At 53.1% G+C, this 13,991-nt stretch carries 13 protein-coding genes; all 13 read left to right on the top strand.

Annotated features, from left to right (window positions below):
• Positions 1 to 497 precede the first annotated feature (497 nt).
• The 13 genes from ACFOLF_RS01200 to ACFOLF_RS01140 all read left to right on the top strand — a co-directional run bounded on the left by ACFOLF_RS01200 (position 498) and on the right by ACFOLF_RS01140 (position 13,866).
• Positions 498 to 1,352, top strand: a complete 855-nt coding sequence (locus tag ACFOLF_RS01200; protein WP_210040716.1) for an alpha/beta hydrolase — start codon at positions 498 to 500, stop codon at positions 1,350 to 1,352.
• A gap of 151 nt (positions 1,353 to 1,503) precedes the next feature.
• Positions 1,504 to 2,049, top strand: a complete 546-nt coding sequence (locus ACFOLF_RS01195; protein WP_210040718.1) for a QcrA and Rieske domain-containing protein — start codon at positions 1,504 to 1,506, stop codon at positions 2,047 to 2,049.
• 106 nt (positions 2,050 to 2,155) lie between these two features.
• The gene (locus ACFOLF_RS01190; RefSeq protein WP_210040720.1) at positions 2,156 to 2,329 is read left to right on the top strand and encodes a DUF2197 domain-containing protein; all 174 of its coding nucleotides are present in this window, start codon (positions 2,156 to 2,158) and stop codon (positions 2,327 to 2,329) included.
• Positions 2,330 to 2,465: 136 nt separating this feature from the next.
• Positions 2,466 to 3,500 carry a DUF3500 domain-containing protein gene (locus ACFOLF_RS01185; RefSeq protein WP_210040722.1) on the top strand — a complete coding sequence of 345 codons (1,035 nt, stop codon included), beginning with the start codon at positions 2,466 to 2,468 and terminating at the stop codon, positions 3,498 to 3,500.
• Positions 3,497 to 3,964 carry a DUF1572 family protein gene (locus ACFOLF_RS01180; protein WP_210040724.1) on the top strand — a complete coding sequence of 156 codons (468 nt, stop codon included), beginning with the start codon at positions 3,497 to 3,499 and terminating at the stop codon, positions 3,962 to 3,964. Before ACFOLF_RS01185 ends, ACFOLF_RS01180 begins: the two co-directional genes overlap by 4 nt.
• A 210-nt stretch (positions 3,965 to 4,174) precedes the next feature.
• On the top strand, positions 4,175 to 5,302 hold the full coding sequence (locus ACFOLF_RS01175) for an NAD(P)/FAD-dependent oxidoreductase (RefSeq protein ID WP_210040726.1): 1,128 nt from the start codon (positions 4,175 to 4,177) through the stop codon (positions 5,300 to 5,302).
• Positions 5,296 to 6,951 carry a nucleoside recognition domain-containing protein gene (locus tag ACFOLF_RS01170; protein WP_210040728.1) on the top strand — a complete coding sequence of 552 codons (1,656 nt, stop codon included), beginning with the start codon at positions 5,296 to 5,298 and terminating at the stop codon, positions 6,949 to 6,951. The genes ACFOLF_RS01175 and ACFOLF_RS01170 overlap by 7 nt, the downstream gene beginning before the upstream one ends.
• A 91-nt stretch (positions 6,952 to 7,042) precedes the next feature.
• Positions 7,043 to 7,564: a hypothetical protein gene (locus ACFOLF_RS01165; protein WP_379113841.1), complete on the top strand. Its 522-nt coding sequence runs from the start codon at positions 7,043 to 7,045 to the stop codon at positions 7,562 to 7,564.
• 198 nt (positions 7,565 to 7,762) lie between these two features.
• Entirely contained in the window at positions 7,763 to 9,205 is a 1,443-nt protein-coding gene (locus tag ACFOLF_RS01160) for a nicotinate phosphoribosyltransferase (protein WP_210040731.1), read from the top strand.
• A 273-nt stretch (positions 9,206 to 9,478) separates the two neighbouring features.
• A complete protein-coding gene (locus ACFOLF_RS01155) occupies positions 9,479 to 10,555 on the top strand; it encodes a carbohydrate ABC transporter permease (RefSeq protein ID WP_210040733.1) in 1,077 nt (358 codons plus the stop codon).
• A gap of 14 nt (positions 10,556 to 10,569) precedes the next feature.
• On the top strand, positions 10,570 to 11,463 hold the full coding sequence (locus tag ACFOLF_RS01150; RefSeq protein ID WP_210040736.1) for a carbohydrate ABC transporter permease: 894 nt from the start codon (positions 10,570 to 10,572) through the stop codon (positions 11,461 to 11,463).
• Positions 11,464 to 11,508: 45 nt separating this feature from the next.
• The gene (locus tag ACFOLF_RS01145; protein WP_210040738.1) at positions 11,509 to 12,369 is read left to right on the top strand and encodes an HAD family hydrolase; all 861 of its coding nucleotides are present in this window, start codon (positions 11,509 to 11,511) and stop codon (positions 12,367 to 12,369) included.
• 69 nt (positions 12,370 to 12,438) lie between these two features.
• Complete coding sequence (locus ACFOLF_RS01140) at positions 12,439 to 13,866, top strand: MBL fold metallo-hydrolase (protein WP_210040740.1); 1,428 nt, start codon at positions 12,439 to 12,441, stop codon at positions 13,864 to 13,866.
• Positions 13,867 to 13,991 lie beyond the last annotated feature (125 nt).

Raw genomic sequence — 13,991 nt, 5'->3', positions numbered from 1 at the left:
TAATGCTAGTGGTGGGGACAGTGCTGCAGCAAGGTTTTTCCTTTTTATAGGGGCGGTTATCGAGCCTGCGGATTGCGTAAGAGGGTCGTGCAATGAAAGCGCCAAAGCAGCGCAGCAGCAAGGTTTTTCCTTTTTATAGGGGCGGTTATCGAGCCTTCGAAGTTCGGAAGAAGGTTTTTTCGTGCTGGAGCTACCGATCGGCGCTCAGTCTTTCACCGAACAATTGAATGAAGCAGCGGGGACTGGGCCGTATTTTTAGAGATGAAAAAAATAGGATGGGGTTTAGCTAGAGGGATACTCAAATATACTTTAGAGGTGAGACCGAATGAATGTATCCGTGAACTCTAACACGGTCTTGATGAGGAGCAGCAGCCATGGATGAACGGAGGAATAAAGAAAGCTTCAGTCCTCAGAGATCGGCGTTAGCCGTTACTTCCTGCATGTATCTGGTAAAATATGAGCAGATATTATTCTGCTTACGATGAAGGGGAACGATTATGCCGGACAGAGAGCTGAAGAATGATACAATCATTTATAAGCGCGGCGTGGGATATGAGCTTCGGCTCCTTCTGTTCAAGCCCGAGAGCTGGAGCGCGCATGACAAACGGACCGCAATCGTGTGGATTCATGGCGGCGGCTGGAGCAGCGGAGAGCCTGAACGTTTCGGGCGGCATTGCCGGATGTTTGCCGGACGCGGCGCTGTGAACTTCAGCGTGCAGTACAGACTTCTCCCGCAGGAAGGCGAGCTGCAGGAAGACGGCGCAGCCCGCAGCGTGGAGGAATGCATCTCCGACTGCAAATCCGCGATTCGTTATATTCGCGGACATGCGCTGCAATTTGGTATTCATCCAGACCGGATCGCCGTGGCCGGCGACTCGGCAGGAGGACATCTGGCCGCGAGTATGGCGACGCTGGCAGGCTGCGATGAGCCTGGAGAGGATCTGGCAACTTCGGCGAAAGTCGATTTGGTGGTTAACTGCAACGGAATCGTTGATTTCACAGGCAAATGGAAGATGATGATTCCGCAGCGTGAGTGCGGGCAGCCGGTGGTAAATTGGATGGAACGGCATAAACATGCGCAAGCGTTGTCCCCCCTGTACAATGTGGCAGCCGGTCAACCGCCGATGCTGATTATGCATGGATTAGAAGATGAGGTCGTTATACCCGAGGATGCGGTGCGCTTCTATGAAGCTTACACTGCTGCCGGCAATGAAGCGGAGCTGGTCTTGTACGCAGAATTGAAGCACGCTTTTATCCTGTTCGATTATACGGCAGCAGAGGTTGAAGTCCTGCGGGCGCTGGGGCGGATTGATGATTTTCTGGTCAGCCATCATTTTCTGGAAGCCCGGTGAAAAAAATATGGCTGCGCATGCGGAAACGTCTTCCGATACTCGTAAGTGTTACAGGCTTTTGTCACTCTGGTTCAAAACCAACAGCTCCGCCTGTTATTCACCGGACTTCTTGATGAGATCCAGTTAACCTATTCCAGGGAGGCGAACGACTATGAATGAACGGCTTCCGCAAAAGATCAGCAGAAGGGCTTTCCTCAGCACATCCGGCAAATTAGCGTTAGGAATTACGGGATTGGTGGCAGGAAGCACCGGGTTATTTTATTATGGAGCACTCAAGCATAGAGTGCCTGCCTCCCAGGAGATTCCAAGCCACATGGCTGAACTCGGTGATCTTGGACAGTTAACGGCCCTTCAGGGCATGATTAAGATCCATTATGAGGCAACGATCCATGACGCCTGGGTGACCAAACCCGTCAAAAGTTTTGTCTACGTCTCGGTTGATGCAAAAGGCGGGCTGCTTATTCTGTCGCCTGTATGTACGCATCTGGGCTGTAAGATTGATCCGGTTCCGGTGGAGAAGCGCGGCGGCTCCAAAAATTTATTCTTCCAGTGCCCTTGTCATGGCGCCGAATTCGATGACAAAGGTAACGCAGTGGGCGTGGTTTCGCAGGGATTGGATTCGTATGAGGCGCTTGTCGCGGAGGGTAAAGTGTATATCGATATTTTGGCACCGATAAAAGGAAGCATTTCTTCATGATTGCATGACCGGTTGTGATATCATGGATAATATAGCGCGGTTCCGGATCATGAGAGAATCACGAAGGCAGAAGCCGCTCACTTCTCAAAAAAGGAGTCTGGTAAACATGGCGGATTATGAAGTCCAATGTTATCTGTGCAAGAAAAAATTCAAAGCGATGGCAGGAACAAAAATCTTCAAGCAGGTGAAGCAAAACAGGAAGGGCATGCATTGCTGCGAAGAGTGCAAATGGAAGGTCGAGCTTGAGGCGAGACTGAATTTTGGCAGACGGCTTCTTTGACAGGTGTCGAGCAGCCCGACAATACGAACTGTTGAAACCGTACTCATTCAGATTAAGAGATTCATAGGCCTCGGAGAAAATTATCCGGCAATCAAGGTATCCAATGTGAATGGACCATTGAGGGGAGAAAACAAACATGCTTCCAGATAAAAATATACAGGCTTATTCGTCACACGGGGAACAAGGCGGCGCAGGCAGGACGACCACACAATCTGTTGAAGCCTTGGCTGAGGAATTTATGGCTGCATTATCAGCCGAAGAACTAGAAGCCCTTCAATATGATTTCAACGAAGCCAGCACAGCGGTATGGTCGAACCTCCCAATCAGAGATGCCGCCCGTCATGGGCTGAGGCTGGGTGATTTAGAGGGGAAAAGTCTCAAGGCGGCCCATGCGCTCGCAGAAGCAGCGCTCAGCGCCGAAGGTTATAAAACAATGACGGAGATCATCAGGGCCGATGAGTATTTGCGGCAGGATGCGGGGGGCATGCAGTGGGGCAGCGAGCTTTATTACATCGCGATTTATGGCAAACCGTCGGCAAACACCCCATGGATGCTGCAGATCACCGGTCATCATCTGGCCGTTAATCTTGTCTTTAACGGGAAACAAACCAGCGCAACCCCCATGTTCGTCGGTGTGGAGCCGCAGTCCTTCAAGGCGGATGCAGCGGAGGTGGAAGCCATGGCCGGACGGATCGGCGCGCTCGCCGCATTCCTGAATACTTTAAGCACATCGGAGCTTGGAGCCGCGGCAATTGAAGGAGAAATAGGAGACATTATTCTCGGTCCGGGCAAAGACCGGGATTTTCCCGAAGCACCGCAGGGACTAGCCGCTTCGGCGCTTTCTCAGGAACAGAGGGACCTGATCGGTCATGCCATAGCATCCTGGGTCATGGCGGCACATGCAGATACCGCCAAGGAGCTGCTGGAAGCCTACTTGTCGGAAGAGGCAATTAATCAAACCTATATCGGCTGGAATGGCTCATCCGACGTCATGAACAGCAAATCGTATATCCGGATAGACGGACCGCGGGTATGGATTGAACTGGCTGGATTGCAAGGCGCCGCCTACCGGGACAAGGTTCAGATCCATACGATTTGGCGGGATAAGGCAGCCGACTATGGCGCTTGCTTCGGTCTGCAAGAGAATGGGCATTCGGAGCAAATCAAATGAATGAGGCATTCAATAGAAACTGGCTGATCGGGAAATTCGGGGAAATCAGGCTGCGCACCGTGAAAGCGCTGGACCAACTAACCGACGAAGAGGTGAATGCCTCGCCTGATCCGGCCAGCCACAGTATTTCGGCACTCATCCAACATATTCACAGCAATGTTCAGGAGCGCATCGCCAAAGGTATTTTGCATCGGGAATACGAGCGGGGGATCCAATGGATCCCCGTATTTGCGGCATGCGACGAACTGAAGCGGCTTATTGAAGACGATATGAATCTGATCCTCCAGACATTGCACGGAATGAGGCCCGAACAGTGGCTGGAAACACAAATTGTCCGAAATAAAGAGCGGACTCACCTGGACATGCTGCATCAATGTGCTGCCCATTATTCCGAGCATATGGGACAGATTCTATATCTCGCAAAATGGTTCCGCAGGGATCAATACCGGTCAACCTCGATTTAATCACGAATTGACTGTTATTGATTTTCGTTTTATAATCGTAATAATTACATATTAGTGGGATATTCAGATGCCTATATGAGATATAGCCTAAGCGCTGCTCCCTATAAATGCGCGGCTGAAGCCTGACGGCTCTTTTTTATCGCCTTTTATCGTAAAAATTACTATATAAAACAAATGATCAAGAAGTTCATTCAAAAGAGGTGCAAATCAATGGAACAATTCGATTGCCTTATAATTGGAGCGGGTGCAGCAGGTATTGGAATGGGCTGTGTGTTAAAGGACTTGGGCGTGAAGCGTTTTGGCATATTGGAAAGAAGCGAAGTGGGCGCCTCCTTCCTGATGTGGCCGAAGGAGATGCGCATGATTACCCCGTCGTTCACCGGCAATGCTTACGGCATGTTGGACCTCAACGCGGTGGCGCTTAAGACATCGCCTGCCTACACGCTGGAAACCGAACATCCGTCCGGAGAGGATTATGCGGATTACCTGCAGGCGGTGGCGGACTTCAGAGAGCTTCCGATCCGGACCGGCATCGATGTGACGGCTGTTTCACCGGTGGAGGACGGGTTTGTACTGGAAACGACCCAAGGTCAATTGTTCAGCCGTTATGTCATCTGGGCGGCAGGCGAATTCCAATATCCCCGATTGGATGGATTCGAAGGGGCCGAGCATTGCTATCACAGCAGCCTGATCAGCGAGTGGAGCGGCCTTGAGGGCGAGGAGTTCGTAATCATTGGCGGATATGAGAGCGGAGCGGATGCGCTGATTCATCTGGGGCGGCTTGGCAGGAAGGTTACACTGATTGACCGCAATGACCGGTTCAGCGAGCGGGGAAGCAGCGACCCCAGCGTGGAGCTGTCTCCCTACACCAAGGACCGTTTGAATGAGCTTCAGAACGGGGATCAGGTAGAATTATTGAGCGGCCACAGCGTTCATTGGGTGGCGGAATCCGAGGATGGCGGGTTTCTGATTTGCTGCGAGGATGCAGCGGGAACGGAGCGTTTTGTCAAAACCGCGCATCCCCCCATTCTTGCGACGGGCTTCAAGAGCAGTCTGGGCCTTGTGAAATCCTTGTTCGAAATGGATGGTAAAGGCCATGCGCTGCTTAACCAATATGATGAATCGACACAAACTCCCGGATTATTTCTGTCCGGCCCGGGTGTCGTGCACGGCGAGCTCCTATTCTGTTTCATATATAAATTCCGCCAGCGCTTCGCCGTTGTGGCTGGAGCTATAGCCGAGGGGCTTGGGCTCTCCAAGGCTCCATTGGAGGAATACCGCAGAGCGGGTCTCCTGCTGGAGGACTTGTCCTGCTGCGGCGAGGATTGCCAGTGTTGAGGCATGTGAAGGAGCAGGGGCGCAGCGCGGTTCTGGTTGGCTTCGAATCCTCCGGGAAATCGGCGCTGTTTCGCGGCTTGTCCGGCATGGATACGGGCGAGGAGTCCAACTTTCGCGGCTCGACCGTGAGCAGCCGGCGGGCCAGGCTTGCAGATGATCTGGATCTGGTCGATTTGCCCGGAATCCGGCTGAAGGATGACAGTGTCACCACCCGGCTGGCGCTTGGTGAAATTCAGAGCGCGGATGCAGTAGTTCTGGTTGTCCGCGGCACTCATGCGCAGGTCGAGCTGCCTCTATTGCTGGACAGCCTGATGCTGAAGGACAAACGAACCCTGTTGGTTCTGACCTTTGAGGATAAAGCGTCCGATGAGCTGCATAAGCTTGTTTTGCACTACAAGGACTGGCTCGGCATCCCTGTACTAAGCGTCGATTCCCGCAGCTTGACCGTCGTGAAACGAAAGCAGCTGCTGGAATATATCGATACCGCGAAGCCTGTCCGCAAAAAAGCCGTACTGCGGCCTGCGCCCCGGCTGCCGGTGATAACGCCGCAGCATACCTGGTTTGAGCATCCGCTGCTGGGAAGGCCGCTTGCTCTTCTTACGACGCTGCTGCTCTTTGCCGTGCCTGTTCTGCTTGCTTATCTGGGTTCCCAATGGCTGCAGCCAATCGCCGACCGGCAGGTGATTGATCCGCTCCGCTCTGTTCTGAATGCAAGCCCGGCCTTCATCCAATCTCTGCTGATTGGCGATTACGGCATGATTTCATTGGGATTGTATTCGTTCCTGTGGGCTTTTCCCGTGGTGCTGCTGCTCGGGATCAGCGTTGCTGTCGCTGAAGAGAGCGGCTTGAAGGATCGGATAACCGATGCACTGGATGGATGGCTGCGTGTTATCGGGCTCAGCGGACGGGACCTGATTCCTGTTCTCTCCGGGTTTGGCTGCAATGTGGTGGCTGTATTTCAGAGCAGAGCCTGCAGCGCATGCTCGCGGAAATCCTGTGTATCCCTGATTGCCTTCGGTTCGGCCTGCAGCTATCAGATTGGTGCTTCCCTGTCTGTATTTGGCTCAGGCGGTCATCCGTGGCTGTTTGTTCCCTATTTGGCGATGCTGTTTGTGATTGGAGCGCTGCACACCCGGATCTGGAATAGGAGCAAGGGTCAAGAGCTTCACAGGCCGCTCTATGAAACGAAGACCTTCCTGCAGCCCCCTTCGCTGCGCGCGGTAGGCTGGCGCGTCCGTTCGGTGATCAAGCAATTTCTGATGCAGGCGATGCCCATCTTTATCGGAATCTGCCTGGCGGCCACGCTGCTGGAGCGGCTTGGGATAATGAACCGCCTGGCGAGGCTGGCGGCTCCATTGCTTGGATGGTTTCACCTGCCGGAGGAAGCTGCCGGAGGGATTATTTTCTCCATTTTGCGCAAGGATGGGCTCTTGACGCTCAATCGGGATAATGGCGCGTTTCTGCAGACGCTAAGCGCCGGGCAGCTGCTTGTGCTTGTCTATCTGGCTTCGACGCTGACGGCTTGTCTGGTGACGCTGTGGACGGTGCGCAAGGAGCTTGGCTGGCGGTTCGCCGGTTCAATGGCCGGCAAGCAGGCCGTCACTTCCGTGGTGTCGGCCTCTGTAATCATGTATATGGTGATAGGATAATCAAGCACCGGCAATTTCTTTTTATCCGGCAGGGATGTACAATGAAAGCAGCGGCATCTTCCGCTTCTTAAGGCTAGGGGGAATGAAGATATTGGCAGCCAATCAGACAGACAGCGGGAATGAAGAGATTATTTTAAGCGGCCAGTCCAGAGAACGATGGGGCCGCAGAAGAAGAGAAATAGCCGAGTGGGTGGAGCTTGTGAAGCCTCCTTCCCGCCATCCGAAGAAAACCGCCCTGCTTGACGGCATTGAAGTGGATGTGGAGCTGCACCGGGCATTGATGCTGTTTCAGCAAATGAATATCAGCACCGAGTTTTCCTGCGCGGGCGTAAGCGTGCTTGATGAACCGGAGGATCATTCGCTGTATGCTTATATTACCTTTCATGAATCGAAGCAAACGGAGCAATTCGTCCAATTTGCCATGGCCTATATGCGCCACCGGCTGCTGGTCATCCATGAGCCTTCGCGGAGCCGTTACGATCTCTCGTCCTTCTTTATCGGACATAATCGAAGCTTCTGCATGCTGGTCGGGCGCTGCGCGGAGCAATTCCTTGAAAGCCAGCGTCAGGCCGTGACTGTGAATCGGCAGGACAGCTCTGAACGCTCGTCATAGATGAAGTCCAAACACTTCTTTATCCAGTACGGGTCCTTCGTTTGGGCCCAAGCTGAGAGGGGAAGTGTTTTGTTATATCTACATCGGGGCAGCTGCCCTTGGGAATCCATGGTTTGAATTCGCGCCCCTCGGGTAGTTGTTTAAGGAATGTATTTATGCAGGCTGCGTTGACAATAGTGGAGTTAGGGAGTGATTGGCTTGGACTATGAGAATTTGACCTTACATACGGATAAATATCAAATCAATATGATGTATGCCCATTGGGTGCATGGATCCTTGAACAATAGGGCGGTTTTCGAGGCGTACTTCCGCAAATTGCCCTTTGGGAACGGGTATGCGGTTTTTGCCGGACTGGAACGAATCATTCATTACATTCAAAATTTAGCGTTCGACGAGGAGGACATCATGTATCTGCAGCAGCAGGAGGAGCAGTATCAGGACGGATTTCTCGAGGAGCTGCGGCGTTTCAAATTTACCGGACATATCCATGCCGCAGCGGAAGGGACCCTTGTCTTTCCGAATGAACCCTTGATTCGTGTCGAAGCGAGAGTCTTCGAAGCGCATCTGCTTGAGACGGCGCTGCTTAACTTCATGAATTATCAAACCTTGATCGCCACCAAAGCCTCCAGGATAAAACAAGTGGCTCCAACTGAAACGCTGCTTGAATTTGGCACCAGGCGGGCCCAGGAAGCAGATGCGGCCATATGGGGGGCGCGGGCGGCTTATATTGCCGGGTTCCATGCGACCTCCAACCTGCGTGCAGGCAAATTGTTCGGCATTCCTACAAAAGGCACACATGCCCACTCCTGGATACAGGATCATGATACGGAGGAAGAGTCATTCCGCAAATTTGCCGAAGCGATTCCCGATCAGGTTTCTTTGCTCGTGGATACCTACGACTCGTTGAAAAGCGGCGTCCCCAATGCCATAAAAACAGCCAGGCACCTGGAGCAAATGGGCAAAAAAATCCAATCCATCCGCATCGACAGCGGAGATCTGGCCTATATTTCCAAACAATCGAGAGAGATGCTTGACGACGCTGGGCTGTCTTATGTCAAAATCATCGCGTCAGGGGATCTTGATGAAAACATCATCCTGAATCTGAAGGCGCAGGGGTCAAAAATAGATGTTTTTGGCGTAGGGACCCAGTTAATCACTGCGGCTGACCAGCCGTCATTGGGCGGTGTATACAAGCTGGTCGCAAGAGAGAAGAACGGGGAATACGAGCCGGTTATTAAAATATCGGGGAATCCGGATAAAGTGTCCAATCCCGGAGTGAAGGAAATCTACCGGATTATCAGCAGGGCAACAGGGAAAGCCGAGGCTGATTACATCGCTTTGCGCCACGAGCAGGATATCTTGCAGGGACAACCGCTGGACCTGATTGATCCCGTACATTCCTATAGAAGCCGGACGGTAAGGGATTATGAAAGTGTGCCGCTGCTGCATCCGATATTTCTGGATGGCGCTCTTGCGTACCCGCTGCCCAAGCTGGAGGATATCCGATCGTATCACGAAGAGCAGCTCCAGTTATTCTGGCCGGAGTATTTGCGGAAGCTCAATCCCGAGATGTTCCGGGTTAACCTCAGCCGCGAGGCCTGGGAGCTGAAGATGGAATTGATCCGTAAGCATCAAGGATAAACGAATATAAATGCGATCAACCCGAGGCAAGCCCGCCTCGGGTTTTTTTGCAAGCTTATCGGATGGATAATGTGAAATAACCGATTTCACCTCGGAGTTAACCGTTTATTCTGCTGAAATGACCGTTTTAACATTTTAACATGCCGATTTATGTAAACAACGGTAAACTTCACAACAATCTCTTTACGTGCCTCTAATCCATATCAAACACTTTCTCTCTAGAATGAACGGAGTAAGATAAATCAGGAAGCTGCCAAGAGAGGAGAATCCCCCGTGCTTTTCAAAGAGGCTGCCGCTTTGGATGCCAAGCCTATCGAACAGGTTCAGGAACGCAAGCTCGTCAAGCCTCGTTCGAGAAGGAAAAGAAAAGAAGCCCTGACAGGCTTGATGTATGCCCTGCCGGCACTGGTGCTGCTGCTGCTGTTCCGCTATTGGCCCCTTGTGTTCGGCATGTGGATCAGCTTATGGAAATGGGGTTATGTGCCGGAACGGTTCGTGGGCTTCGACAATTATATGCGCGTCTTCAGAGAGGATCTCATCGTGAACGATCCCATGTCGGGCTTGCAGCTGGGAGAAGTCGGACAAGCGTTCATGGTTACCATCTTCTATGCTATCGGTACGATTCCGCTGACGCTGCTGCTGTCGTTCTTCGTCTCCTATGTGCTGTTTCATATAACCAAAGGAAAAACGCTGCTGCGCGTGCTTTTCTTTCTGCCTTATATTACTTCTCAAGTCGCTGCGGCAATTGTGTTCAAGTGGATCTTCCATCCGAGCGTGGGGCTTGCCAATTCGGCCGTCAATTTCTTTGGCGGAACGCCTCAGCAGTGGCTCACGGATCCTGACCCGATCCTGGTCAAGCTGCTGAACGCGCTTGGCGGCAGCTGGCCGGCATCGATTCCAACGGCGTTCGCAGGCCCGACCTGGGCCCTTGGCGTCGTCATCCTGTTCTCGATATGGAGCAGTCTTGGCTTCCAGATTGTGGTGTTCTTGTCCGGCATGACGCAGATTCCGCATGATCTGACTGAAGCAGCCCGCATAGATGGCGCGCGCACCTGGAACGTCATCCGTCATATTACACTGCCGCTGCTGTCTCCGACCTGGTTTTTGCTTACGATCGTATCGGTCATCGGGGCATTTGAATCCTTTAATGCATTCTATGTCTTCTCGGGCGGCGAGGGTGGTCCGCTTGGCTCGACAATGTCGCTGCCTTTGTACATCTTCCGAAGCTTCTATGTGTATGGACAGGTTGGTTACGCATCAGCAGTCTCCATGCTGCTGTTCATCCTGCTGCTGGGGCTGACATGGCTGCAGCTGCGCTATGGAGAGAAGAAGGTTCATTATATGCATTAATGGAGGAATGACGAATGTACGGAATGGTAGGTGCACGGCGTTCCTCGAAGGTGATGTGGACGATCGTGCTGATCGGTGTAGTGCTGTTGGCATGCTGTGTAGTGTTTCCTTTTATCTGGATGATCCTGACTTCGCTGAAGACCGGGGAGGAAATTAACCGGCTGCCGCCGACTATGCTGCCTGAGGTATGGAATTTCAAAAATTATCCGGAAGCCTGGATGAAGCCGGAATCGACGTTTCAGCGCTATTTTATCAATACGGTGATTATTGCCGGGCTTGGGACGGCGCTGCAGCTTCTCGTCTGTGTGCCAATCGCCTTCGCCATCACGCATTTCAACTTTCGCGGCAAGAACCTGATTTTTATGCTGGTTGTCGTCACGATGCTGATTCCGTTCGATGTGACGCTGGTTCCGAACTTTGTCACGATGCGGCATATTCCGCTTGCAGGCGGCAATGATTGGGCAGGCTCCGGCGGGCAGGGCTTCTATGATAGCTATATGGGCATCATGCTGCCGTTTCTGGCGGAAGCCTTCACGATATTTTTGCTCAGACAGGCCTTTCTCTCGGTGCAAAAGGAATACTGGGAGGCCGCGCAGGTGGACGGGATGTCGAACAGACGTTATCTGTGGACGGTGCTGCTTCCGCTTGTGCTGCCATCGCTTATTACGACAGCGCTGCTGGCCTTTATCGGCAAATGGAATGGCGTGCTGTGGCCGCTGCTGGTTACATCCAGTGAATCGCTGAGACCGCTGCAGGTAGGCTTGCTCTACTTTGTCAGCGAGGAAGGCCCGAACTACCATCATTTGATGGCGGCAGCAACCTTTACGATCGCGCCGATCGTGGTGCTGTATCTCATTGCCCAGCGATGGTTCCACCAAGGCATTACATCCACGGGATTGAAGGGTTGACCTAATATGGGAATAGACAACAAGAGACTGCTCTGGAGGGAAAATATGGACTGGCTGAAAAATATTGAAATCGTGATTTTTGATCTGGACGGTACGCTGTACCAGGATGGGACCTTTTACAAACGTTATTTGGAGCTGTTGTTTGAGGACAACGATCACAGCGCAAGCTTGAGCGTCTTTCTGGACGATATGGCCTCCATGCTGGAGGGCCGGCATGGAAGCGGCATCGGGGACTGGTATCATCCCGATTCGGATACATGGACGCGGGGAACAGACCCGAAATCGGTCTTTCGGAATTGGCAGGGCGAGGAGCTGGGCGTCACTCCGGGGAAGACGGGGACTGCATCCATCTATGCGGGAGATGCCTGGAGTCTGGTGAGTATTTTTGCCGCTAAATACGGCGTTGCCGAAGGGAAGCGCCAGCAGGCGTTTCAGCAGGTGCGCAAAGAAATGCTGCAGGGCGCCTCAAGCTTCGAACGCCATCATGATCTGTATGACGCTATCGGGAATCTGACCGGGGTGCGGACGCGGATATTGCTCACGAACTCGCCGGAGAATACGGGCCGTGAATTTATTGCGGCGCTCGATTGTCTGAAGCTGTTTAATGAAATCGTGTATGGCGCCGGCAAGCCGAATGGTCTTGAACGGTACATGCAGGAGCTGATGGACAGGGAGAATCTGCAGGCGGATCAAATCCTCTCGATTGGCGATCATGCCTGGAATGATCTGTACCCGGTACAAAAGCTGGGCGGCCGAACGGTATTCTTGTCTCCTTATCCCTCATCGGAGCCTGCGCAATGGGATGTCCGGCTGGACACGCTTGATGAACTGGCAGCGATGCTGGTTGAGCTGCAGCATGTCAGGCAGCAGGCGAAGCAAAGCACGGAGCCGATCTCCGGCTTCTAGAACGAAAGCATCACGCCCATAACCGGGCACAAACATAAAAATAAGGGTGATCAAAGGAGTGTTGGAAGAATGAGCAAGCGGCAAGAGGAGCGTCTTACCTTTTACGGCGGTCTGACAACAATCGGCGGTGTCCACATTATGTACAGCTGTGGAGACACCGGCATTGTGTTCGATCTGGGAATGGCTCGCGGTTTCTTCAACGGAGATACGAGAGTACGGCCGGATTACGGCATCCGCAGCTTTTTGCTGACCAGGATGGCGCCTCCGGTGCTCGACCTGTACGATCCTGATCTCCTGGGTGATCTGGGTGAAGCGGAACTGCTCCAGGTCTGGGGCAAGGAGGAAATGCCGCATGTTGACAATCTGCACGGCTTCGTAAGCCATATTCACCAGGATCATATGGCCCTGCTGCCGTCGCTTCGCCCCAACCTTCCGGTATGGATGCACCGCGACGCTTACGCCGTGCATGAGGCTGTCGTGGCGGCGGGCGAATATCCGGATACCCGTGCGGATATCCGCATCGTCGAGGATGGCCAGGTTGTGGACTTCGGCACCTTCCGCATCGAATTCATTGAAGTGGATCACGACTCGCCAGGAGTGACCGGTTTCATTATTCATGGTCCGGAGCACCGCATCGCCTTCACCGCCGACTGGCGCCGCCACGGCCGGAATCATCATCGGCTGGACCGCTTCATCGAGCGCTGCCGGAGCACAGGAATCGATGTATTGATTACGGAAGGCACCCGGCTTCGCCAGGATACTTTATTCCGCAAGCCCAAGGATCGGCTTGAAGTCGAGGTCGCGCTTGAATGCCGCCGCGCCATGCAGGAAACAGACGGCCTTGTCTACGTCAATATTCTCGCCCGCAACGTAGAGCGTGTGGCCGATTTGATCATCAGGACGCAGGAAGCCGGCCGCAAGCTTGTCATGGATGAGAGCACGGCAGTTCTCTGGCACACAGCCTCAAGGAAGCTGCAGGTACTCGAGGGGCACCCCGCATTGGAAGCCTGCCGCGATGTGATCCGGCTGCTCCGTACGCCGCTTTGGTCACAGGGGCCGCAACCGGCAAAGGAAGCGGAGCTTCCCTACGAGACGATTGAGCTGCAGGATATTGGAGCGGATAAATCTCATTACGCGGTCTACCTGACCTATCCGCATACGCCATTAATCGCGGAGCTGGAGATAAGCGGTTCTGTCCATTCAGGCTCTGTCTATGTTCATGCCGATGGCAATCCGCTTACGCCAACCGACGAAACGCTGTTGAGATGGCTGAACGAGTTCGGCGTAAGGTACCATTATTGCGCAACTGGCGGCCATGCCGCACCGCAGGAAATCAGCGAATTGACAGCAGCGATCGCACCGAAGCTGGTCGTGCCGCTGCACAGCATGCATCCGACCCTGTTCAACAGCAGCGGCGTCCGCAAATATTACCCGGCGCCAGGGGAGAGCTTCGAGCTTTCCGAGCTGATTGGAAGCAGCAGTCTGACAACGATTTAAGACGAAGGCATCCTTGCCGCACAATGAGTACCAGCGAACGAATCAGCGGTGGCATGATATTCGCAGCTATGCAAGCTCGAAGCCATCGAATTTTTTCAGAAGTGACAGAACACGTAATTACAAAA

It is taken from the genome of Paenibacillus sepulcri, assembly GCF_042647105.1.
Taxonomy (GTDB): Bacteria; Bacillota; Bacilli; order Paenibacillales; family Paenibacillaceae; genus Paenibacillus_Z; species Paenibacillus_Z sepulcri.
The sequence above is the reverse complement of the archived record's forward strand: the minus strand, read 5'-3'. Positions and strand labels throughout refer to the sequence as shown.

Coding starts and splice junctions, on each gene's coding strand:
- ACFOLF_RS01145 (WP_210040738.1), top strand. CDS start 11,509: ATGGACTGGCTGAAAAATATTGAAATCGTGATTTTTGATCTGGACGGT.
- ACFOLF_RS01185 (WP_210040722.1), top strand. CDS start 2,466: ATGCTTCCAGATAAAAATATACAGGCTTATTCGTCACACGGGGAACAA.
- ACFOLF_RS01140 (WP_210040740.1), top strand. CDS start 12,439: ATGAGCAAGCGGCAAGAGGAGCGTCTTACCTTTTACGGCGGTCTGACA.
- ACFOLF_RS01150 (WP_210040736.1), top strand. CDS start 10,570: ATGTACGGAATGGTAGGTGCACGGCGTTCCTCGAAGGTGATGTGGACG.
- ACFOLF_RS01200 (WP_210040716.1), top strand. CDS start 498: ATGCCGGACAGAGAGCTGAAGAATGATACAATCATTTATAAGCGCGGC.
- ACFOLF_RS01175 (WP_210040726.1), top strand. CDS start 4,175: ATGGAACAATTCGATTGCCTTATAATTGGAGCGGGTGCAGCAGGTATT.
- ACFOLF_RS01190 (WP_210040720.1), top strand. CDS start 2,156: ATGGCGGATTATGAAGTCCAATGTTATCTGTGCAAGAAAAAATTCAAA.
- ACFOLF_RS01180 (WP_210040724.1), top strand. CDS start 3,497: ATGAATGAGGCATTCAATAGAAACTGGCTGATCGGGAAATTCGGGGAA.
- ACFOLF_RS01195 (WP_210040718.1), top strand. CDS start 1,504: ATGAATGAACGGCTTCCGCAAAAGATCAGCAGAAGGGCTTTCCTCAGC.